General features: G+C 69.5%; 18 protein-coding genes. 12 read left to right on the top strand and 6 right to left on the bottom strand.

From position 1 onward, the window contains the following. Positions 1 to 245: 245 nt before the first annotated feature. The 3 genes from KHC24_RS10435 to KHC24_RS10425 are packed head-to-tail and all read left to right on the top strand — an operon-like array spanning position 246 to position 2423. Positions 246 to 686 carry a c-type cytochrome gene (locus KHC24_RS10435; protein ID WP_213363190.1) on the top strand — a complete coding sequence of 147 codons (441 nt, stop codon included), beginning with the start codon at positions 246 to 248 and terminating at the stop codon, positions 684 to 686. Between the two features lies 1 nt (position 687). Beyond that, entirely contained in the window at positions 688 to 1437 is a 750-nt protein-coding gene (locus tag KHC24_RS10430) for a cytochrome b/b6 domain-containing protein (RefSeq protein ID WP_246546588.1), read from the top strand. A gap of 53 nt (positions 1438 to 1490) precedes the next feature. Then, positions 1491 to 2423, top strand: a complete 933-nt coding sequence (locus tag KHC24_RS10425) for a DMT family transporter (protein ID WP_246546582.1) — start codon at positions 1491 to 1493, stop codon at positions 2421 to 2423. 206 nt (positions 2424 to 2629) lie between these two features. Here the strand turns inward: KHC24_RS10425 and KHC24_RS10420 are convergent, their stop codons facing one another. Continuing rightward, positions 2630 to 2866: an Lrp/AsnC ligand binding domain-containing protein gene (locus KHC24_RS10420; protein ID WP_213363189.1), complete on the bottom strand. Its 237-nt coding sequence runs from the start codon at positions 2864 to 2866 to the stop codon at positions 2630 to 2632. A 302-nt stretch (positions 2867 to 3168) separates the two neighbouring features. Between KHC24_RS10420 and thiD the strand changes: the two genes are divergently transcribed. Further along, positions 3169 to 4014, top strand: coding sequence for a bifunctional hydroxymethylpyrimidine kinase/phosphomethylpyrimidine kinase (gene thiD, locus KHC24_RS10415; protein WP_213363188.1), 846 nt, complete (start codon positions 3169 to 3171; stop codon positions 4012 to 4014). A gap of 86 nt (positions 4015 to 4100) precedes the next feature. Then, positions 4101 to 5249, top strand: a complete 1149-nt coding sequence (locus KHC24_RS10410) for an MFS transporter (RefSeq protein ID WP_271180511.1) — start codon at positions 4101 to 4103, stop codon at positions 5247 to 5249. Between the two features lie 16 nt (positions 5250 to 5265). Here the strand turns inward: KHC24_RS10410 and dgcA are convergent, their stop codons facing one another. Then, the gene (gene dgcA, locus KHC24_RS10405) at positions 5266 to 6243 is read right to left on the bottom strand and encodes an N-acetyl-D-Glu racemase DgcA (protein WP_213363187.1); all 978 of its coding nucleotides are present in this window, start codon (positions 6241 to 6243) and stop codon (positions 5266 to 5268) included. A gap of 279 nt (positions 6244 to 6522) precedes the next feature. On the opposite strand from dgcA, the gene KHC24_RS10400 reads away from it, so the two are divergent. The 6 genes from KHC24_RS10400 to KHC24_RS10375 all read left to right on the top strand — a co-directional run bounded on the left by KHC24_RS10400 (position 6523) and on the right by KHC24_RS10375 (position 10779). Continuing rightward, positions 6523 to 7671 carry an ABC transporter permease gene (locus KHC24_RS10400; RefSeq protein ID WP_213363186.1) on the top strand — a complete coding sequence of 383 codons (1149 nt, stop codon included), beginning with the start codon at positions 6523 to 6525 and terminating at the stop codon, positions 7669 to 7671. Positions 7672 to 7681: 10 nt separating this feature from the next. Beyond that, the gene (locus KHC24_RS10395) at positions 7682 to 8512 is read left to right on the top strand and encodes an ABC transporter ATP-binding protein (protein WP_213363185.1); all 831 of its coding nucleotides are present in this window, start codon (positions 7682 to 7684) and stop codon (positions 8510 to 8512) included. Positions 8513 to 8521: 9 nt separating this feature from the next. Beyond that, positions 8522 to 9568, top strand: a complete 1047-nt coding sequence (locus tag KHC24_RS10390; RefSeq protein ID WP_213363184.1) for an MlaD family protein — start codon at positions 8522 to 8524, stop codon at positions 9566 to 9568. A gap of 41 nt (positions 9569 to 9609) precedes the next feature. Further along, positions 9610 to 10224: an ABC-type transport auxiliary lipoprotein family protein gene (locus KHC24_RS10385; RefSeq protein ID WP_271180510.1), complete on the top strand. Its 615-nt coding sequence runs from the start codon at positions 9610 to 9612 to the stop codon at positions 10222 to 10224. A gap of 62 nt (positions 10225 to 10286) precedes the next feature. Then, a complete protein-coding gene (locus KHC24_RS10380) occupies positions 10287 to 10541 on the top strand; it encodes a hypothetical protein (RefSeq protein WP_213363182.1) in 255 nt (84 codons plus the stop codon). Positions 10542 to 10572: 31 nt separating this feature from the next. Continuing rightward, positions 10573 to 10779 (top strand): hypothetical protein, encoded by a 207-nt coding sequence (locus KHC24_RS10375; RefSeq protein ID WP_213363181.1) that lies wholly within the window; start codon positions 10573 to 10575, stop codon positions 10777 to 10779. 179 nt (positions 10780 to 10958) lie between these two features. Here KHC24_RS10375 and KHC24_RS10370 read toward each other — a convergent pair whose 3' ends face one another. Beyond that, positions 10959 to 17126, bottom strand: coding sequence for an apolipoprotein A-IV repeat region-like domain-containing protein (locus tag KHC24_RS10370; RefSeq protein WP_213363180.1), 6168 nt, complete (start codon positions 17124 to 17126; stop codon positions 10959 to 10961). Positions 17127 to 17507: 381 nt separating this feature from the next. On the opposite strand from KHC24_RS10370, the gene KHC24_RS10365 reads away from it, so the two are divergent. Continuing rightward, positions 17508 to 17828: a 2Fe-2S iron-sulfur cluster-binding protein gene (locus KHC24_RS10365; RefSeq protein WP_213363179.1), complete on the top strand. Its 321-nt coding sequence runs from the start codon at positions 17508 to 17510 to the stop codon at positions 17826 to 17828. A gap of 383 nt (positions 17829 to 18211) precedes the next feature. On the opposite strand, the gene KHC24_RS10360 is transcribed toward KHC24_RS10365, so the two are convergent. The 3 genes from KHC24_RS10360 to KHC24_RS10350 are packed head-to-tail and all read right to left on the bottom strand — an operon-like array spanning position 18212 to position 21238. Continuing rightward, a complete protein-coding gene (locus KHC24_RS10360) occupies positions 18212 to 19255 on the bottom strand; it encodes a YcjF family protein (protein WP_213363178.1) in 1044 nt (347 codons plus the stop codon). A gap of 2 nt (positions 19256 to 19257) precedes the next feature. Continuing rightward, positions 19258 to 20721, bottom strand: a complete 1464-nt coding sequence (locus tag KHC24_RS10355; RefSeq protein WP_213363177.1) for a YcjX family GTP-binding protein — start codon at positions 20719 to 20721, stop codon at positions 19258 to 19260. 4 nt (positions 20722 to 20725) lie between these two features. Continuing rightward, positions 20726 to 21238 carry a SixA phosphatase family protein gene (locus KHC24_RS10350; RefSeq protein ID WP_213363176.1) on the bottom strand — a complete coding sequence of 171 codons (513 nt, stop codon included), beginning with the start codon at positions 21236 to 21238 and terminating at the stop codon, positions 20726 to 20728. Positions 21239 to 21330 lie beyond the last annotated feature (92 nt).

The following is a 21330-nucleotide window of genomic DNA, read 5'->3' as shown; positions in this document are numbered from 1 at the left end:
CTTTCGGTCGGCGTTTCCCACGCAGTATTCTGACGCTACGTCACGGCGGCGGCGGAAAATATTAGGGAAATCACGACCGGCGAAAAACCTGTTTCGCCGTCGCGTGCTACGCCGCCACACCGCGGGTGGAAAAGGCGATCACGAGCGCGCGATGCGCCTTGTATTGCGTTGCAGCAGATTGGAGCGGCACTAATCTGCTGCGCGCCGGGATACCCATTTCGCCCGGTGTTGCAGGGAGCGCATTCATGATGAGCCGTAAGGCGGCCTTTGCCGTCGCCGCCGTGATTTCCGCCGTCGCCGCCACTTCCGTCCTCGCCCAGGATCCGATTGCCGAGCGCGAGAAGCTGATGAAGGAGTGGGGCCAGGCGACGCGTCCGGTCGGCGCCATGCTGAAGGGGAGCCAGCCTTTCGACCTCACCGCGGTGCAGGCGGCGCTCGACATTTACGCGAAACATGCGGCGACCATGCCCGCCCTGTTCCCCGCCGGATCGGATGGCGGCAAGACCGAGGCGCTGCCGGCGGTGTGGACGCAGAATGCCGAGTTCAACGCGCTGTTCGTCAAGTTCGGCGCCGATGCCACCGCCGCCCGGGCGGCGATCACCGACGAGGCGAGCTTCAAGGCGAACTTCCCCGACGTGGTGCGCACCTGCGGCACCTGCCACCAGACGTTCCGCGCCAAGAGCTGAGATGTCCCGAACCGAGATGTATCCGGCCGAGGCGTCCCGGTCCGGCAGGTCGCGGAGCGCGCCGGCCGGCCCCGCGACGGTGCTGGCCTGGGACCTGCCGACGCGGCTGGCGAAATGGACGCTGGCGGCGCTGGTCGGGCTCGCCTTCGCCAGCAAATATTACGGCGATGTCGGGCTGGTCTGGCACATGTGGAACGGCCTCGCCATTCTCACCGTGCTGGTGTTCCGGCTGCTATGGGGCGTTGTCGGCGGCAGCACGGCGCGCTTCCTCGGCTTCCTGCGCGGGCCGGCCTCGGCCTTCGCCTATCTGCGCGGGCTGGTGACCGGCAGAAAGGTGGCCTATCTCGGCCACAACCCGCTGGGCGGCTGGATGACCATCGCCCTGCTCGCGGCGGTGGGGGCGCAGGCGGTCGCGGGGCTCTACACCACCGACGACATCATGGTGGACGGGCCGATGGTGACGGCGGCGAGCGGCGAGGCGATCTCGCTCGGCTCCATGCTGCACCAGCGCATCTATCCGATCCTGCTGGGGCTGATCGGCCTGCATGTGGCGGCCAACATCGCCTATTCGCTGTTCGGCGGCGATAACCTCGTCAAGGCGATGATCACCGGCCACAAGCCGGCGAGCGCCTATGCCGATCGCGCGGCGGCGACGCCGGGGTCGATCGCGGCGGCGCTGGCCTGCCTTGTGGCATCGGCGGCGATCGTGTTCGGCGGTATTGCACTGGCGGGTGGAAATCCCTTGCCCTGACGCATTCCCGCCCTGCGGAAGATCATCTTGTCGCAGGGCGGGACTCATGCTCCATGGCGCGCATGAACGCGCTCAAGGGGATCGCGCTGCAGATCGGCGCGACCTTCGTCTTCACCATCATGGCCGCCATGGTCCGCATCGTCTCGGAACGGATTCCGACCGGCGAGGTGGTGTTTGCGCGTTCCTTCTTCGCGCTGTTCCCGCTGCTGGCGCTGCTGGCGCTGCGCAATGAGATCGGCGCGGCGGTGCGTACCGCCCATCCGCTCGGGCATGTGCTGCGCGGCCTCATCGGCGTGCTGGCGATGAGCCTCTCCTTTACGGCGCTGGCCTTTCTCCCGCTCGCCGACGCCACCGCGATCGGCTTCACCGCGCCGCTCATCACCGTGGCGCTGGCAGCGGTGATGCTGGGCGAGCGGGTGCAGTTCTATCGCTGGGCGGCGGTGGCGGTGGGGCTTGCCGGGGTGGTGGTGATGCTGTGGCCGCATATAGGCGGCGGCTTCGAGACGCGCGAAAGCGCCATCGGCGCCACCTGCGCGCTGATCGGCGCCTTCTGCACCGCCGGCGCCATGGTGCAGGTGCGGCGGCTGACCGCCACCGAGAGCACGGCGGCGATCGTGTTCTATTTCCAGTCGCTGGCGGCGGTCGCCGGCCTCGCCACCGCCGCCTGGGGCTGGGTGCTGCCGAACTGGGGCGATGCGGCGCTGCTGATCGCCATCGGCCTGTTCGGCGGCGTGGGGCAGATCCTGCTCACCGAGAGCTATCGCTTCGCGCCGGCCTCGGTGGTGGCGCCGTTCAACTATTCGGCGATGGTGTGGTCGCTGCTGCTCGGCTTCGTGCTGTTCGGCGAAATCCCGCCGCTGCTGGTCGTGGCCGGCGCGCTGATCGTCATCGGCGCCGGGCTGTTCGTGATCCTGCGCGAGCGCCAGCTCGGGGTGAAGCGGGAGCAGGATGCCGCAGCCGGACCGCCCGGCGGTCCGGCAACCTAGCTTATTCGCGGACCGCCCGGCGGTCCGGCAACCTAGCTTATTCGCGGACCGCCCGGCGGTCCGGCAACCTAGCTTATTCGCGGACCGCCCGGCGGTCCGGCAACCTAGCTTACTCGCGGACCGCCCGGCGGCCCGGCAACCTAGCTTACTCGCGGACCGCCCGGCGGCCCGGCGTCCGAATGTCGTCTTTCGACCGTCGACGACGGTCAGAACGCCTTGAAGGTGATGATGGTGCGGGTGTCCTGGATGCCGGGAACGGTCTGCACCTTCTGGTTCACGAAATGGCCGATATCAGTTTCCGACGGCACATAGAACTTCACCAGAAGGTCGAAATCCCCGGCCGTGGAATAGATCTCCGACGCGATCTCGGCATCGGCAAGGGCGTTGGCCACCTCGTAGGAGCGGCCGAGATGGCATTTGATCTGCATGAAGAAGGGGACCATGGCGGGGATTCCGGTAGCCTGAACGTATCGCGCCACAGGACCAGAAGGGCACGGCCGGCGCAACCCCCGCGGAAGCGCTCGCCGCCTTGCGCCGGACGATGGCATCGCTTAACTCATTGGCGACGATCGCGTTGGGGTGTCCCGCAGGCGAGCTGCGGGGCTGAGAGGCGATGCCGGGAGGAATTCCGGTGCCAACCCACGAACCTGATCCGGGTCATGCCGGCGGAGGAAACGGGTCGCGCGCAACGGGGCGTTCGCGCCTCGCACGGACGCGCCCGGCCTTTGGCGGCCAGGAGGCGCCGATGAGCGAGCAGACGACCACCGCCGACACCCTACGCACCGCTATTGCGGTAACCATCGCCGGCTCGGATTCCGGCGGCGGTGCCGGCATCCAGGCCGACCTCAAGACCTTTTCGGCGCTCGGCGTCTATGGCGCCAGCGTCATTACCGCGCTGACCGCGCAGAATACGCTGGGCGTGACCGGCATTCACGACGTGCCCCCAAGCTTCATCGCCGCGCAGATGGATGCGGTGTTCTCCGACCTCAAGGTCGATGCGGTGAAGATCGGCATGCTCTCGCGTCCCCAAGTGATCGAGGCGGTGGCTGAGGGGCTCGACCGGCACCGCCTCAACACCGTGGTGCTCGACCCGGTGATGGTGGCAGCCTCCGGCGACCGGCTGCTGGTGCCCGAAGCCATTGACAGCCTGCGCCGGCAATTGCTGCCGCGGGCGCTGCTGATCACCCCCAATCTGCCGGAAGCGGCGGCGTTGCTCGACGAGGCGCCGGCGGCCGGCCTTGCCGATGCGCGCCGGCAGGCGGAGAAGCTGCGCGCACTCGGCGCCCGCGCCGTGCTGATCAAGGGCGGCCATGGCGAGGGGCCGGACAGCGTCGACGTGCTGCTCGACGATGCCGGGTTCCTCGAATTGTCGGCGCCGCGGCTCGCCACCCGCAACACCCACGGCACCGGCTGCACGCTCTCCTCCGCCATCGCCGCCGGACTGGCGCGGGGTCTGGCGCTTCGCCCGGCGGTGGAGGCGGCCAAGGCCTATCTCACCCGCGCCATCGGCGCCGCCGACCAGCTGGAAATCGGGCATGGCCACGGGCCGGTGCATCATTTCCACGCCTGGTGGGGCAAGAGCAGCAATTAAGGGCCTTCGCGACAGCCAGGCATTCGCAGCGGCGGCGGGCGGTGCTATCGCAGCGCCGGCCGCGCATCCCGCGCGAGTCGGTTCCTGTGCCCGTACCGTCCGTGATCGCCCAGCGCCACATCATCGCCAGCGTCTATGTCGGGCTGTTCTTCGGCATCGGCATCTATCTGCCGTTCTTCCCGGTATGGCTGGCGGGACGTGGATATGATGCCGCCTTCATCGCCGTGGCGCTATCGGTGCCGCTGCTGGCGCGGCTGTGCACCCAGCCGCTCGGAGGCCTCATCGCCGACCGGACCGGGCGGCCGCGGCTGACGGTGATCCTGTATTCGCTCGCCTCGGCGCTGTGCTTCCTCGCGGTGCTGGCGGCGCCGGGGCCGTGGACGTTGCTGGCGGCGCTAGGCCTCGCCTCGGTGTTCTGGCAGCCGACGCTGCCGGTGCTCGACGCCTATACGGTGGCGCGACGCCGGGCGATCGGCCTCGACTATGGCCGCACGCGGCTCTGGGGTTCGATCAGCTTCATCGGCGGCAGCATCGTGGGTGGCGCGGTGCTTGGGGCGTTTCCCGGCGACGGCATCCTCTGGCTGATCGTGGCGGGATGCTTCGCCTGCGCGCTGCTGGCGCTGCCACTGGAGGAAGCCGCGATGCCGGGCTCGCGACGGGAGACCGCCGGCGGGCGCATCCCGCCCGTGCTGCTGCTCGGTCTCGGCGCGGCGGCGCTGGTGCAGGGCTCGCACGGCGTGCTCTACGCCTTCTCCTCGCTGCACTGGCAGTCCCAGGGCCTGAGCGGCGGCGCCATCGGCGGACTGTGGGCGGTGGGGGTGATGGCGGAGGTGGCACTGTTCCATTTCGGCACCCGGCTGACCGCGCGGCTTGGGCCGGCGCGGCTGATCGCGCTGGGCGGGCTTTGCGTGGTGGTCCGCTTCGCCGCGATGGGCCTCGATCCGCCGGCGGCGCTGCTGCCGCTGCTGCAGACGCTGCATGCCGGCACCTTCGCCTGCACCTATCTCGGTATGGTGGAGCTGGTGGCGCGCTACGCCCCGGCCGGTCGCGGGGCGAGCCTGCAGGCGATGGCGACCTGGGGCGTGACGATCGGCGTGGCGCTGACCACGCTGGCAGCCGGGCCGCTGTGGAGCCGTATCGGCGCCGCGACCTTCTTTCTGTCGGCCGGGCTGGGCGCGGTTGGCGCGGTGCTGGCGCTGCTCACCCATCGCCTGCGGTCGCAGGACGCAGGATGAGGTCCGGCCGGGCGGTTCAGCCCCACAGTTCCGGTGCCGGCGGAAAGACGAGGCTGCCCTCATAGCGCAGCGCCGGCTCGCGGTCTCGCGCCAGCAGCAGCGGGCCGTCGAGATCGACGATGCGGGCGAGGCCGGCGAGCAGCAGCGCCGGCGCCATGGCGAGCGAGGTCGCCACCATGCAGCCCACCATGATGTCGAGCCCGGCGGCGCGGGCCTCGCGCGCCAATGTCAGCGCCTCGGTGAGCCCGCCGGTCTTGTCGAGCTTGACGTTGATGGCGTCGTAGCGGCCGACCAGCCCGGCGAGGCTGTCGCGGCCGTGCACGCTCTCATCGGCGCAGACCGGCACGGGACGCGGGAGGTCGGCGAGCGCCGCATCGGCGCCGGCCGGCAGCGGCTGCTCGATCAGGGTAACACCAGAGCGGGCGCAGGCGTCGAAATGCAGCGCCAGCTCCTCGGCCCGCCAGCCCTCATTGGCATCGACGATCAACTCGCTCGTGGGCACGGCGGCGCGGATGGCGGCCAGCCGCTCGGCGTCGCCGGGAGCGCCGAGCTTCAGCTTGAGCAGCGGCCGGGCGGCGGCGCGGGCCGCCTCGGCCATGGCTTCCGGCGTATCGAGGCTGATCGTGTAGGCGGTGACGACGCGCTGCGGCTCCGGCAGGCCGGCGAGTTCGAAGACGCGGCGGCCGCTGCGCTTGGCCTCGAGATCCCACAGGGCGCAGTCGAGGGCGTTGCGGGCGGCGCCGGGCGGGAGCCGCTGCTGCAAAGCGAGGCGGTCGAGGCCGGCGGCAACGGCGTCGGCGAGGGCTTCCAGCGTCGCGACCGTGGCCTCGACGCTCTCGCCATAGCGCGGATAGGGCACGCATTCACCGCGCCCGACATGCATGCCATCCCGCACCTCGGCCACGACGACCGCCGCCTCGGTCTTGGAGCCGCGGGCGATGGTGAAGCGCCCGGCAATCGGAAAACGTTCGGTGCGGACGAGGAGCTGGGGCATGGGTCAACAGGCGAAGCGAGAGGCGCGAATCGGCGCGTGACAGGGGCGAGGGCGAGTGTGCCGGCAAATGTGGCGTCAGGGCGTCACAGGGAAAGCACAGTGCCGGGCCGACCATCGTTTAACTGTGTAATATTACCTCCGCCTGCCGGGTGGCCGCACCCGTACCCTCGACAGCGGGACCTTTGCGCGGATAAGAGGTTAGCGGGAATCTGCGGCTGGCCGTCCGATTCCTGTGATGCCATTTTGGCGTGCGCCGCGCGTGGAAGAGGGGAGCCGGAATTGGGAGCCGCTGAAGCACCGCTGCTCGCCGTGGCCCGCAACGGGCGCGAGCTGGTGGTCGTCGGAAACGGCCGATGGGTCGCAACGCAGAGCGCCGCCCTCGAAGGGGCGGTGGATGCGGTGCTGGCCGAGGCTGGCAGCGGCGCCACGGAGACGGTGCGGATCGACCTTTCCGGCGTGCGCAGCCTCGATACGGTCGGCGCGGTGATGGTCGACCGGCTGGTACGCAGCCTCGGCGAAAACGGAGCGAAGATCGGTCTCGTCGGCCTTGAGCGCCGCTTCCAGCCGCTGTTGAACGAAATAACCCAGGGGTGTCACGAGGTGCCGCCGGCGCGGCGCCATCTCAATCCCATCATCGGCGGGCTCGATGTCACCGGCCGCACGGTGGTGGCGACCGGCAAGGACTCGATGCTGTTCCTCTCCTTCATCGGAGCGGTGATGGCGGCATTCCTGCGGGTGCTGGTGCGGCCGACGACCTTCCGCTGGACGTCGATGGTGTTTCATCTGGAGCGGGCCGGCCTGCGGGCGGTGCCGATCATCGCGCTGATGACGTTCCTGATCGGCTGCATCATCGCCCAGCAGGGCATCTTCCATTTCCGCCGCTTCGGCGCCACCACCTATGTGGTCGACATGGTGGGCATCCTCACCTTGCGCGAGCTCGGCGTGTTGATCGTCTCGATCATGGTCGCCGGCCGCTCGGGCAGCGCCTTCACCGCCGAGCTCGGCGCGATGAAGATGCGCGAGGAGGTCGACGCGCTGCGGGTCATGGGGTTCGATCCCAACGAGGTGCTGGTGCTGCCGCGCCTGGTGGCGCTGATCATCGCCGTGCCGCTGCTCACCTTCATCGGCTCGATGTGCGCGCTGTTCGGCGGCGGGCTGGTGGCCTGGCTCTATGGCGGCATCTCGCCGGAGATCTTCATCAACCGGCTGCGCGAGGCGATCTCGCTGAACACCTTCGAGGTCGGGATGATCAAGGCGCCGTTCATGGCCGCCATCATCGGCCTGATCGCCTGCATGGAGGGCATGCGGGTGGGCGGCTCGTCCGAATCGCTCGGCACCCACACCACCGCCTCGGTGGTGAAGGCGATCTTCCTGGTGATCGTGGTGGACGGCCTGTTCGCCATGTTCTTCGCCGCGATCGATATGTAGGGGGCCGGCGATGCAGCTCGATACCGAACGCGCCCCACCCCATGCCGAACCGAATGACGATGCGATCATTCACGTCCGCGACCTCGTGGTCGCCTTCGGCGAGCGCAAGATCCTCAAGGGCCTGTCGCTGGACGTGCGGCGCGGCGAGATCCTCGGCTTCGTCGGCGCCTCCGGCGGCGGCAAGTCGGTGCTCACCCGCACCATCCTCGGCCTGGTGCCGAAGGTCTCCGGCACGGTGCAGGTGTTCGGCGAGGATCTCGACGCGTTGAGCTTCGAGGAGCGTCGCAAGGTCGAGCAGCGCTGGGGGGTGCTGTTCCAGCAGGGCGCGTTGTTCTCTTCGCTTACCGTGAAGCAGAACATCCAGTTTCCGATGCGCGAATTCCTCACCATGTCGCAGCGGCTGATGAACGAGGTCGCCCTCGCCAAGGTCGAGATGGTGGGTCTTCCGCCCGACGTTCTCGAGAAGATGCCCTCCGAGTTGTCGGGCGGCATGATCAAGCGAGTCGCGCTCGCCCGCGCGCTGGCGCTCGACCCGGAAATCCTGTTCCTCGACGAGCCGACCTCGGGTCTCGACCCGATCGGCGCCGGCGAATTCGACGATCTGATCGCCACGCTGCAGCAGACTTTGGGCCTGACCGTATTCATGGTAACGCACGATCTCGACAGCCTGCACAGCGTCTGCGACCGAATCGCGGCCCTTGCCGACGGCAAGGTGATCGCGGTGGGACCAATCGAGACGATGCTGAAGTCCGACCATCCCTGGGTGCATGCCTATTTCCATGGCAAGCGGGCGCGGGCGGCAGGTATCGGCCCGCAGAATGGCCACGACGAGGGACGGTGAGACCGGACGATGGAAACGCGTGCCAATTATACGATCATCGGCCTGTTTACCCTGCTGGTGGTCGCCGCGGGCTTCGCCTTCGTGTGGTGGTTCAACGGCTCGGCTTCGCGCGGGCCGCGCACCCTCTATGACGTGGTGTTCAACGGCCCGGTAAGCGGCTTGCAGACCGGTTCCGCCGTCACCTTCAACGGCATACCGGTCGGCGAGGTGACCGGGCTGCGGCTCGATGCGCTCGACCCGCGCCGGGTGGTGGCGACCATCGCCGTGCAGCCGACGACGCCGGTGAAATCGGATACCCGCGCCCAGCTCAACGCGCAGGTGCTGACCGGCCTTGCCTCGGTGGGGCTGGTCGGTGGCCTGGCCTCCGCCGAGCCGCTGCAGACGCCGGCTGAAGGCCAGCTGCCGCGCATCGAGGCGGATACCGGGGCGGTGCAGGATCTGGTGCAGGGCGCCAAGCAGATCATGGGCCGGGTCGACGATGTGGTGCGCCGCGTCGACGATCTCCTGCGCGACAACCAGGGCAAGATCACCTCGGTGATCGACAATGTCGACAAGTTCACCACCGTGCTGGGCAATAATGCCGACAATATCAACGGCTTGCTCAACGATGTCGGCGCGGCGGCGCGGCGGATCGACCAGCTGGCGGCCAATCTCGACAAGACGGTGCAGGCGGTGGACCCGGAAAAGGTACGTTCGACGGTGAACGACATCAGCGGCTTTACCTCGCGGCTCGGCACCATGTCGGACAAGGTCGACACCATCCTCGACAACGTCAACGCACTGACCACCAGCGAGGAAGGCAAGGGCATGTTCAACGAGATTTCCTCCGCCGCCGCCGAGGTGCGGAAGCTGGCGGCCAATCTCGATGTGCGCACGGCCGAACTGACGAAGAACCTCAACCAGTTCACCGGCCCGGGCCTGCGGCAATACGAGGCGCTGGCCGCCGATGGTCGCCGCACGCTGGCCGAGATCGAGCGGGTTTTCCGCAATCTCGAACGCAACCCGCGCCAGTTCATCTTTGGCGGGTCGTCTGTTCCCAGCTACACTGGACGATAATGATGGCTGGGCGTGAATCAAGAACGGGTGGGGGCCTGCGCGTGGGAGTTCTGGACGGACGGCGACGCCGGCTGCGCGGCGCCGCGGTGGCGCTGGCGATATCGCTGGCGCTGGGTGGTTGTGCTTCCCTGCTCGGCAGCAAGCCGATACCGACTTTCGACCTTTCGGCGCCGGCCGGCTTCAGTGCCCCGCGCACCATGCCGGGCGTGTTGTCGGTAAGTACGCCGGCCGCGCTGCAGGTGCTTGATACCCAGCAGATCGTCGTCGAGCCGCGCCCGGGCCAGATCACCTATCTCGGCGACGCCCAGTGGAGCGACCGGCTGCCGGCGCTGTTGCAGGCCCGGCTGATCGAGACCTTCGAGAACGGCACCGGCGGTCGCTGGGTGACGCGGGCCGGCGACGGGGTCTCGGCCGACTATCAGCTGCTCACCGACATCCGCACCTTCGGGTTGCAGACCCATGACGGCACCGAGGCGGTGGTGGAGATTTCCGCTCGCATCGTCGCCGGCACCAGCGGGCGCATCGTCGCGGCGCGGGTGTTCACCGGCCGGGCGGCGGCGGCCGGCACCAGCGGGCCGGAGGCGACGCGGGCGCTGGACGAGGCGTCCAATCAGGTGCTGGCCGAGCTGGTGACCTGGGCCTCGGCCCGGCGCTGAAGCCGTCGGGCCGACCTGCTGCTGCCTCTCCCGGGCGATATTCGTCCCACGGGAATTCCGCCATGATGTCTTTCCCGGCGGTAATCACCCATAACCATGATCCCGCGCGGGGCGCCGGGAGGAATCTCTGCGATCTGCCGCCCGCCGAGGCCGTGCGCATCCTCGACGAGATCCGGGCGTCGGGCAGGCGGCTGGTCCGGGCGAATTATCTGGAGCGCCGGCTGGCCGTCGCGGACTGGCTGAGGGCGGAACGCCGCCGCAAGCTCGGCGACGGCCACTCGAACGTCCCGTGTATTTTTCCTTGGCGATTTCGCTGATGGCCGCGACCCGTCCCGCCCGGCATCGCTGGTGCTGCCCTTCGATGCCTTTCGGCCGCAAAGCTTGACCTTCACCTGTCCCGACAGCGTGGCGAGCCTGCTGATCGTCACGCGGCAGGAGCTTGCCTTTCACCGCAAGCCCTATCTCGGCCAGGTCTTCACCCTGGCTGAACCGAGGGAGGTCGTCGCCCGCTTCGGCCTCCCCGGCGCTAGAAGAATGATCCCGCCATGGCCATGACCGATTCATCAAGGTTCAGCTCTGGACGACGCACCCATCGCCGCGCTGCGGGCCGGATGAGACGTCGCCGGCGGGAGCCGCGGCGGCACTCCCGACCGTGCGGTGTTCCTCCGGCCTTGAAAACGGAACGGGCGCCACGAGGGCGCCCGTCCTAATGTCGTAACCTACCCGTCGTTTGCTCAGTCGAAGCGGCCGGCGGCATGGGCGAGGAGCGTGTAGACCTTGCCGGTGTCCGAGGTGAGATAGGTGTTGGTCAGCGCCTGGCCGCGCTCGTCGCGCGAGATCTGCTCGAGCAGCCGCTCGAACTCCAGGATGTAGCGGTCCACCGTGTCGCGGAACTCGAGATCACGGCGATATTTGCGGCGGATCTCCTCGAAGGTCTGCTGGCCCTGCATGGTGTAGAGCCGGCGGGTGAAGACATTGCGCTCGCCACGCTTGTAGCGCTCCCACAGCTCCACCGCCGCCTCGTGGTCGATCATCCGGGCGATATCGACCGAGAGCGAGTCGAGCGATTCGATGGTGTGCTGCACCGGGCGCTCGTTGACGGGCGGCCGGGGTTCGGCCGGCCGGGCGGGCGCCGGCGTGCGCGGCGTCCGAGCCGCGGGGGCGGAAACCTCCGTGTCGGCGCGGGCCAGCAATTCGGACAGCCAGCCGCTCTGGGCGTCCGGGGCGGCGGGCGGCGGGGTCGGCACCGGCCGGCGGACCGGCGGCAGGGTGGTCGAAGCCTGAGGCCGTGCCGCGGGGGCCGGGGTCGAGGCGCGGGCGGCCGGCTCGTAGCGCGGGGCTTCGGCGCGCGCCGGTATCGCCGGGCGCGGGGCCTCGGCACGGCGCGCGGGCTCGGCCGTCCGCGTGGGGGCCGGTGCGGGTACCGGGGCGGGGGCGGCCTGACGGCTGCGCGCGCCGGTGTCGATATCGAGCGCCCGGCCGTGGCGGGCGACGATGTCGTTGAGCTCGGCCAGCGCCTTGATCTGGTCGCTGACCGTGCGGCGCAGCGTCGCGGCGCTGGCTTCGGTTTCTTCCGGCAGTACGAGGATGCCGCGCTTCAGCTCGTCGCGGGTGCTCTCCAGCAGGCCCTGGATGTCGTTGGCGGACCGGCGCAACTCGTCGGCGGTGCCGGTGAAGCTCTCCTGCGCCTTGGCCATCAGGGCGCTCACCTCGTCCACCGCCTGCTCATAGGTGCGGTGGAGATCGGTGATGGTGCGCTCGCGCTCGCTCTCGACCGACTGGCGCAGCTTTTCCTGCTGGGTGACGACGGCATCGGCGGAAGAGCTGGCGCTCTCGACGATGCTGTGCGCCAGCTCGGCGGCGCGGGTCTCGGCGCGGGCGAAGGTGTCGTCGAGTGCGCGGGCATAGTCGGCGAGCCTGCCGTCGATCTCGCCGGTGCGGGCCTTCAGCGTGTCGGCAAGGGCGAGCAGCGCTTCGTGGCGGCCGCCGAGCGTCTCGTCGAGATTCTCGTGGGCCGAGCCGAGGGCGGTGGCGACATCGGTGATGAGGCCGGCCTGTTCGCTGAAGCTGTGGGTGAGCGTCGAGACATCCTGCAGCACATCGGTCGAAACCGAGCGCAGCTCGCGAATCTGCTCGTCCATGCGGCCGGAGGCGAGCTGGCTGGTCTCCTCGATGCTGGCGACGGTGGAACGGAAGCTGTCGAGCCGCGTGGAGATCGAGTTCTCGATTTCCGCGAGATTGGCCGTGGAGCCGGCGAGCACGTCCTGCAGCTGGACGTTGACGTCGCCGAGCCGCTCCAGAAGGCCGACGACATCGCCGCGTAGCGCCTCGTTGGTGATGGCGATCTCCGCCACCGCCGCGCGGCCGCTCTCGGCGATCGCATCGATGATGCTGGTGCCGCGTCCGTCGAGGGTGGTGGTGATCTCCTCGCTGAGGCGGGCCAGTTCGGAGGAAGCGAAGTCGGCGGTCTGGCGGGCGGCATCGACGATGGCGCCGCCGCGACCGTCGAGGTCGCTCACCAGCTGCTCGCTGATGCGCGCCAGCTCGGCGGCAGCGGTTTCCGCGGTCTGGCGGGCGGCGTCGACAATGGCGTTGCCGCGTCCGTCGAGGGTGCCGGCCAGTTCCTCGCCGATGCGCACCAGTTCGGAAGAGGCGAACTCGGCCGCCTGGCGGGCGGCGTCGACGATGGCGTTGCCACGCCCGTCGAGGGTGCCGGTCAGCTCATCGCCGATGCGGGCCAGCTCGGCGGCGGCGTATTCGGTGGTCTGGCGGGCAGCGCTGACGATGGCTTCGCCGCGCCCATCGATCGAGCCGAGGAAGACCTCGCTGACCCGGGCCAGCTCGGTGGCGGCGTAATCGGTGGTCTGGCGGGCGGCATCGACAATGGCTTCGCTGCGTCCGTCGAGCGCCTGCACCAGCTCGTCGCTGAGGCGGGCAAGTTCCACGGCGGCAGCTTCGGCGGTCTGACGCGCCACCTGGACCATGGCTTCGCCGCGGCCGTCGAGGGAGGTGACAAACTCTTCGCTGACGCGGGCGAGCTCGGCGGTGGCGGCTTCCGCCGTCTGGCGGGCGGCGCCGACCATGGCTTCGCCACGGCCGTCGAGCGAGGCGACGAATTCGTCGCTGACACGGGAAAGCTCGATGGTGGCGGCTTCCGCGGTCTGGCGGGCAGCGTCGACCATGGCTTCGCCGCGGCCGTCGAGCGAGACCGCAAAGTCCTCGCTGACGCGCGCCAGCTCGGCGGCGGCGAATTCGGCGGTCTGGCGGGCGGTATCGACGATGGTGCCGCCGCGCTCGTCGAGCTCGCGCACGAACTGCTCGGTGAGCCGCAGGAATTCGGCGGAGGTGACGTCGCTCGACTGGCGCAGTACCTCGACCAGCTGGGCGCTGCGACCGTCAATGTCGTTGACCAGGGCGGCGGAGTTGCGGGTCAGTTCCTCGGCGAGCTGGCCACCGGCCTGCTGCATGGCGGCGACAACCTCGCCGCTCTGGTTCCGCAGGTTGGAGATCAGGTCGTCGCCGACCCGCGCCATGTCACCGGCGGCGCCGGCGGTCGAGCGCTGGAAGGCGTCGAGAAGGCCGACGGTGCGGGCTTCCACGGCGCTCAGCACTTCGTCGCTGACTCGCATCAGCTGCTCGGACCGCTCGCTGGTGGTCGCCTCGAAGGCGGAGACGATGACGTCGGAACGCGATTCCAGCGTGTGCAGCAGCTCTTCGCTGGCGCGCTGTATGTCTTCCATCGCGCCGGTACGGGTGCGGTCGATCGCCTGCACCAGCGTGTCGCGATGGTCGTCGAGGGCGGCGAGCATCTCGGTCGAGCTGCGGCCGATCTCGCTGGTGATGCCGACGCTGCGATCTTCCAGCGCCGCGAGCAGGCCATTGCCGCGCTCGTCGAACAGGCGGCCGATCTCCTCGGTACGGGTATCGAACAGCGAGGCGACGTCGCCGGCGCGGTCGGCGAGGGTGCGGCTGACATTGTCGATGAGAACGGTAAGGTTCTGCTCGATGTCGTTCGCCTCGCCACGCAGCTGGCCGGCAACGGCGCCGACGCGCTGGCCGAGCAGATCGGCCATGGCGGCGCCACGCACTTCCACCGAGGTGGCAACGCTTTCCAGCCGCCCGACGACGGTTTCCTCGAAGCGGTTGACGCGGGCGTCCAGCACCTCGGCGATGTCGCGCGAGCGGCTGGCGAGCGTGCGGTCGGCGAGCTCGATGCGCTGGCCGATCTCCTCGGTGACGCCGCGGGCGCGATCCTCGAAGAAGCCGTCCAGCATCGCCAGCGACTGGCTCATGGCGTCATTGGCCGACTGGGCGCCGTCGGTGAGGGTACGTGCCGCCTGGTCCATGCGCTCGGCGAGCGTATCGGTGACCTGGCGGGCGCGGTCGGCGAAGAAGCCGTCGAGCGTGCCGAGCGACTTGTCCATCGCCTCAGTGGCGAGCTGGGCGCCTTCCGTCAGGGTCTTGGCGAATTCGACGGTGCGGCCGGACAGCGTGTCGTTCAGGCCTTCGAGCCCACGGTCCAGCACGCCCTCGATATTGGCGAGGCGCTGGTCGAGCGCATTGGTGACCTGCTCGGTCTTGGCGGAGACCTGGTCGTCGAAGCCGGTGAGGTTGACGTCCATCGCGCGGGCGATGGTCTCGACCCGCTCGGTGATGCGTTCGACGATGTCGGAGCCGTGGGTCTGCAGCACGGTGTCGAAATCGCGCAGGCCGTCGGTGATCTGGCGGCCGAGCAGGGCGGTGTCGGAGCCGATGCGGTCGGCAAGCTCGTTGCCACGCACCGAGAGGGTCTCCTCGATCGCCTTGATACGGGTGGTGAGCAGCTCGCGCACGGCGTCGCTGCGCGAGGCGAGGGAGGAGGTGGCCGTCTCCACGCTCTCGCGGAACTGCTGGTCGGCGCGCTGGCTGCGCTGGGCGATGGTCTGGGCCACCTCGTTGCCGACTGCCGAGAGCTGCTCGCTCATCGTGCCGCCGCGCTGCGCGAGATCCTGGCCGAACTGCTCCGCCGAGGCCGCAAGCGTGTCGTGCACGCCGGCGCTGGCCAGGGTGATCTGGTGGACGACGCGCTCGCCGGTCTCGCCGAGCAGGCGCTCGAGATCGCCGCCGCGGCCCTCGATGGTCTCGTAGATGCGGTTGCTGGTGTCGGCGATGCGGTCGGCGAGGTCGTCGCCGCGCACGGTGATGGTGTCGGCGACGCGCGCGCCGGTCTCTTCCAGCTTGCGCACCACTTCGCCGCCGCGCACCGACAGGTCGAGCACCAGCCCGTCGCCCGTGCTCTTCAGCGTCTGGTTCACTTCGCCCGCCCGCACCGCGATCTCGTCGGCGAGGCGGGTGCCGGTGGAGACCAGCGCGTCGGTGATGTCGCTGGAGCGGCTGCTCAGCGTCTCGGTCAGATTCAGCGTGGCGGCGGTCAGCTTGGCGCCGAGTTCGTCGGTGCGGCTGGTCACCACGTCGGAGAGCTCGCTGGCGGTGCGCATCAGCCGGTCGCCGATCTCGTCGGTGCGGCTCGCCAGGGTGGTGGCGAGCTCGCCGGTGATGCCGGACAGGCGGGTGGTGATCTCCTCGGACTGGCTGCCGAGGGTGGAGATCAGTGTGTTGCTGGCGGTGGACAGGTTGGCGTTGACGTCGGCGCCGGTGGACTGCAGCCGGGTGATCAGGTCACCGCCCTTGTCGGACAGCGCGTCGATGATGGTGTCGCCGACGCGGCCGAGCGCCACCGTGATGTGCTCGCCCTTCTCGGACAAGGTGGTCGAGACTCGGTCGGCAGCTTCCGCCACCGTGGTGTTGATGCGCTCGCTGACCCCGTCCACCTCATGGGTGAAGGAGAAATGCGCCGCGGCGATCGCTTCGCGGACGTGTTCGGCGTGCGACAGCACCATCTCGCGCTCGCCCTGCAGCCGCTCGATGAGCTGGCGCATGCGCGTCTCGTTCACTTCATAGGCGCGCTCGAGCTCGGAGACTTCGGAGCGCACCAGCATCTCCAGCTCGCCGGCGCGGCTGAGATTGCGATGGATTTCCTCGTCGACCGCCGGCACGGCGGACTGCATGCGGGCGGGCGGGACGGCCTCGGCGGCGACCGGCGCTGCCGCCGGCTCGGCGAGGCGCATGGCGACCTGCGCCATGGACTGGGCGACGATGCGCATCTCCTGCATCCGGCGCGACATCGCCGCCAGGGTGAAGAAGAAGGCCGGCGGGACGATGAGGCCAGCCGCCACGGCGAGCGCGGCCGGCGAGGTCAGCATCTGCGAAAGGTCGAATCCGGTGCCGCGGAACGCGGTGGCCGCCAGCGCGCTGCCCGCCGCGACCCAGGCCACGGAGGCACCGGCGGCGAGATAATAGGGCGTGGCGGACGGACGGCGCTGCAGCGCCGCCAGCAGCTGGCCGATGGACTGGCGGTCGTCATTGGCAGCGCGCGGACCGGTCGCGGCGCCCGGGGAAAGCTCGTTCCGGCCGGCGGCGCGCGGTGCGGGCGCCGGCTCGCTGAAATCCGGGCGCGGAATATCGAGGATCGGCGGCGGGCCGAGGCGATTGGCCACCGGCTCGTCGTCGGGGTCCGACAGCGCGCTGTCGAAATCGCCGAGCTCGACATCGCGCGTGAGCGAGCCATCGGTGTCGAAATCCCCCTCGTCGTCGAAATCGTCGCGTGAGCGCATCTCGATCCGCGGCCCTTCGGGATCGCGGGCCGGCAGCAGGTCGGCAGCCTCGCCCTCGGGGAGGGCGCTGGCCTCGCCGGCCTCTTGCCGTGCTGCATCCGCTTCCTCGGCGCCCGATGGCACGTGCGGGGTATCTACCCGTCCGGCGCGTACCTCTTCCTCGGCGAGGTCAAGGCTCAGGGCCTCCTCGATCGCCGAAAGCGCCGCTTCGGCGGGATCCTGATGCACCTTTTTCGTGCTCGTCGACATAGGCGGTCGCCTCCGGTCCTTACGCAACTCCGAACGGCTCGCGCCGCCGTGCCGGGGTATGCGGTCCCCGCCATCCCTTCAGGGTTTCCGGCGCATGTCATGCGCTGGACCGGCAAATCGCCGGAAAGCCTTGTCGGAACGGCAGTTCACCGCACCCGTATCCTACGCTTGTGCGTAGTGAAAATGGAACTGGGGTTGATCGGCTGATTGTGGTTATCGTTAACGGGCTGTTCACCATGCCTGTTAACGCCTTGTTTTCAAAGCATTGCGTCGCGGCGGCCCCTACAGAGGGCTAGGGCCGGGACGGCTGGCTTTCGCCGGCGGGCGAGTCTATCAAGTCACTCTAGCCTGAATTTGTTCTTTTTCCACGAACGGTCAGTCATGCCGAAGATTACCTTTATCGACGCTGCCGGCACCGAGCGGGCGGTGGATGCGCCTGTCGGCTCCACGGTGATGGAGGCCGCGATCCGCAACGGAGTGCCCGGAATCGACGCCGAATGCGGTGGTGCCTGCGCCTGCGCCACCTGCCATGTCTATGTCGATGAGGCCTGGGTCTCCACCGTCGGCGAGCCGGGGCCGATGGAAGAGGACATGCTCGACTTCGCGTCCGATGTTCAGCCCAGCTCGCGGCTCTCCTGCCAGATCAAGATCACCGAGGCGCTGGACGGCCTCGTGGTGCGCACGCCCGCCCATCAGGGCTGAGAACATCCGCCACTTTGTCTGCTCGACCGGAGACGGATCGGCGGCTGTGATGCGGCGCGGCGTGAGCTTGGCGTCTTCGCATGGTGCCGGAACTCGCTCGTGTTCCGGGGAATGTGAATCGTTTCAGCGGCTTCTCCGTGATTTCGCATGTAGCGATTCATCGGCTTCACAGCCAGATTCATCTGCTCCCGCCTGTACGCGGGCATGGGCAAAGGGCATAGGTACGGGCGGCTGACGGTTTCGGGCTGGGGCGGGCTGAGGAAATGATTCCGCTCGCCGTGCGATCCCGCTGGTTCTCCATGGTTTTTGCAGCGAATGGCTGTGCCTGTCCGAGCCGGGCACGCCAGCCGGCGGGCTCGTGACCCGATTCAGCGGTCGCGTGCTCAGCCTTGTTTCGGCTCGTCTTTTTCGCCGTCCTTCGCGCTTCGTGCGATCAGCCCGGAGGCGACGTCGGAGAGCGCCGGCGCCGGCAGGGCGGCGAAGGGCAGCGGGCGCGTCACCTCGATGGCGGCGAGGCCGAGGCGGGCGGTGAGCAGGCCGTTCACCACCCCTTCGCCCAGCCGGGCCGAAAGCTTGGCGGCGATGCCGTGGCCGACCAGCTGCTGCAGGATGGAATCGCCGGCCGCCATGCCGCCGGTGACGGCGAGATGGGCGACGACCTGCCGGAACAGCCGGATCATGCCGAGGGTGCCGGGACGTCCGCCATAAAGCAGCGACAACCGGCGCACGAGGCCGACGGCGGTCACCAGCACGAAGATGAGATCCACCGCCGCCCGGGGCGAGACGGCGGTGACGACCGATACGCGCTTGGCGGCATTCGATACCAGCTGCGTCGCCTCGGCATCCAGCGGCGCCATCAGATGACGCTCGGTCAGGCGCACCAGATCGGCGCCGTCGATGATGGCGTCGAGATGACCGGCAAGCTCGGTGCGGGCGCGAAACAGGCGGGGGGAGGTCTTGGCGAGCGCCATCAGCTCGTGGGTCACCGCTTCGGCCTGCTTGCGGTCGTCCTTGGCGATGGCTTCCGCCGCCTGCTCGCGCAGCGCGTTGAGAGTGCGCAGGCGCATCAGGCCGAACACCTCGCGTCCCAGCAGGGCGAGGGCGCCGGCGACGAACAGCGCCGCAAAGCCGATGCCGGTATAGCCGAGCCAGTCGGCACGGGCGAACAGGTCCTCGATCAGCTTGGAGACGGCGAGGCCGAGCCCGAGCGACACGAGGCCGCCAAGGCCGGTCCAGAACAGCGTCGACCAGCGCGAGGCACTCGGCGGCGGGGCCGGCAGCGGCGGCGTCTCCTCCGGCTCCGGCAGGGCAAGGCTCGGGGTGACGACGATGGCGCCGCGCGGGGCGGGGCGTCCGTCCTCGGCGACGACGACATCCGGGTCGTCGAGGCGGAAGGCTTGCGGGCGTCGGGGGCTCTTGTCGCTCATGATCACCTCAGCCGGTCGCCGAGCAGGAAGTCGAGGGCACGGTCGAGCCGGATATGCGGCAAGGCGAGGGCGCGTCCCTCGGCATTGCGTGTCACCGGCGGCGGCCGGAAGCGCAGGAAGCGGAAATCGCCGCCCTCGGCGTCGGCCAGCCCGCGAAAGCCGAGGCTCGGATCGAACAGCGCGGCGGGGTTTTCCGGCAGGTCGCCGGGGAAGACGGCGGCCTCGGCGAGGCCGTCGAAGGCGTCGGCGCCGTGTTGGCCGGCTTCCGGCACGCCGATGATGGCGGGCAGGGTCGCGCGGCCACGCTTGACGCTGGCCTCGCGGGTGGCGCGGACGGCGGCGAGCGCCACCACGTCGATCTCGGCGCCGGTGCCTTCGGTGCGGGCCAGCGCGCGCTCGACGAGACGGCGCAGGATCGCCTCCAGCCGATCATGGCTGGCGTGATGGAGGTGGTCCGCCTTGGTGGCGGCGAACAGCACCTTGTCGATGCGGTGGCGGAACAGCGCGGTGAGCCATGAATCACGGCCGGTGCGGAAGGCGGCGAGGATACCGTCGAGCGCGGCCTCCAGATCGGCCAGCGCCGCCGGGCCGGCATTGAGCGCCGCCAGCACGTCGATCAGCACGATCTGCCGGTCGAGACGGGCGAAATGGTCGCGGAAGAACGGGCGGACCACGCGTTCCTTATAGGCCTCGAAGCGCCGCTCCATCATGGCGTGCAGCGAGCCGGGGGCGGCCTCGGCGCCCGAGGGCAGGTCGAGCGGGGCGAAGGTGAGGGCGGGCGAGCCCTCGAGGTCGCCGGGCATCAGGAAACGGCCGGGCGGCAGCAGGCTCATCGACACCGATTCAGTGCGGCAGGCGGCGAGATAATCGGTGAACAGCGCCGCGAGCTGGCGGGCCTGCGCCTCATCGGCCGGTACCTCGGGCGAGGCGGCGGCGAGCCCGCCGAGGAAGGGGGCGGCAAGCGCCGCCCGGGCCGGGGCGCGGGCGAGCGACAGACTCTGGGCGGCAAAATCGGCATAGGACTGGTGGAGCAGCGGCAGATCGAGCAGCCACTCGCCGGGATAATCGACGATATCGAGGGTGAGGCTGCGCCGGCCGCCGCGGGCGGGCGCGTAGTCTATGACGAGGCGCAGCTCGCTGATGCGGCGGGTGGATTCCGGCCAGCGGCGCTCGTCCACCAATGTGGCGAGATGGCCTTCATAGTCAAAGCGCGGCACGGCGTCGTCGGGCTGCGGCTCCAGATTGGCGCGGGCGATGCGGCCCTCATGCATGGCGCGGAACACCGGCATCCGCTCGCCGCGCATCAGCGCGTGAATGAGGGCGGTGGTGAACACCGTCTTGCCGGCGCGCGACAGGCCGGTAATGCCTAGCCGCAGCGTCGGATTGGTGAGTTCCTCGGCGCGGTCGAGCAGGGTGAAGGCGGCGAGCCGGGCCTCCTCCACCAGCGATTCGTACCAGGACGGCAAAGCCTCAGTCCTCCTCGGCTTCGAGGCTGCGCGGCGTGACGAAGCGCTCCAGCGTGCCGGTGCCGGGGCCGACCTCGGCCCAACCTTTCGCCGGCAGATCGATCACCGCCAGACCGCCGGTGGGGAATTTCACCGGCAGCCGGGCGCGGTCGGCCGCCGCCACCAGCCGGGAGGTGAGCGATTCGAGGCCCGGATTGTGGCCGACCAGCATGAGGGGGGAATCGGTGCCGCGCCGGCGAACGACGTCGAGCAGCATCTCGGGCGCCGCCTCGTAGATCGCCTCCTCATAGGTGGTGGGCGGCGGCGAGGCCCAGGAATCGCACGCGGCGGCCCAGGTCTCCAGCGTGCGGCGGGCCGGGGAGACCAGCACCTGAGACGGGGTGAGGCCCGAGCGCACCATGTAGGTGCCCATGACCGGCGCCGCCCTGCGGCCGCGCGGCGCGAGCGGGCGCTCGCGATCGGCCACGCCGGCGGGCCAGTCGGACTTGGCGTGACGGAACAGCATCAGGCGCAGCATGGCGTGAACTCGGGCCAGAGGAATGACACAGCCCTATATAGGCGTGGCGCGGCCGATTGCCCGCCGGTGCGATATTGTGACAAACGACTTCC

Origin of the sequence: Ancylobacter defluvii (assembly GCF_018390605.1) — a bacterium.
In the GTDB taxonomy this organism is placed as follows: Bacteria; Pseudomonadota; Alphaproteobacteria; order Rhizobiales; family Xanthobacteraceae; genus Ancylobacter; species Ancylobacter defluvii.
This window is presented reverse-complemented; position numbering and strand designations above follow the sequence as displayed.

Coding starts and splice junctions, on each gene's coding strand:
- KHC24_RS10350 (WP_213363176.1), bottom strand. CDS start 21,238: ATGCTGCGCCTGATGCTGTTCCGTCACGCCAAGTCCGACTGGCCCGCC.
- KHC24_RS10370 (WP_213363180.1), bottom strand. CDS start 17,126: ATGTCGACGAGCACGAAAAAGGTGCATCAGGATCCCGCCGAAGCGGCG.
- thiD (WP_213363188.1), top strand. CDS start 3,169: ATGAGCGAGCAGACGACCACCGCCGACACCCTACGCACCGCTATTGCG.
- KHC24_RS10425 (WP_246546582.1), top strand. CDS start 1,491: ATGGCGCGCATGAACGCGCTCAAGGGGATCGCGCTGCAGATCGGCGCG.
- KHC24_RS10360 (WP_213363178.1), bottom strand. CDS start 19,255: ATGAGCGACAAGAGCCCCCGACGCCCGCAAGCCTTCCGCCTCGACGAC.
- KHC24_RS10365 (WP_213363179.1), top strand. CDS start 17,508: ATGCCGAAGATTACCTTTATCGACGCTGCCGGCACCGAGCGGGCGGTG.
- KHC24_RS10380 (WP_213363182.1), top strand. CDS start 10,287: ATGATGTCTTTCCCGGCGGTAATCACCCATAACCATGATCCCGCGCGG.
- KHC24_RS10430 (WP_246546588.1), top strand. CDS start 688: ATGTCCCGAACCGAGATGTATCCGGCCGAGGCGTCCCGGTCCGGCAGG.
- KHC24_RS10395 (WP_213363185.1), top strand. CDS start 7,682: ATGCAGCTCGATACCGAACGCGCCCCACCCCATGCCGAACCGAATGAC.
- KHC24_RS10435 (WP_213363190.1), top strand. CDS start 246: ATGATGAGCCGTAAGGCGGCCTTTGCCGTCGCCGCCGTGATTTCCGCC.
- dgcA (WP_213363187.1), bottom strand. CDS start 6,243: ATGCCCCAGCTCCTCGTCCGCACCGAACGTTTTCCGATTGCCGGGCGC.
- KHC24_RS10390 (WP_213363184.1), top strand. CDS start 8,522: ATGGAAACGCGTGCCAATTATACGATCATCGGCCTGTTTACCCTGCTG.
- KHC24_RS10420 (WP_213363189.1), bottom strand. CDS start 2,866: ATGGTCCCCTTCTTCATGCAGATCAAATGCCATCTCGGCCGCTCCTAC.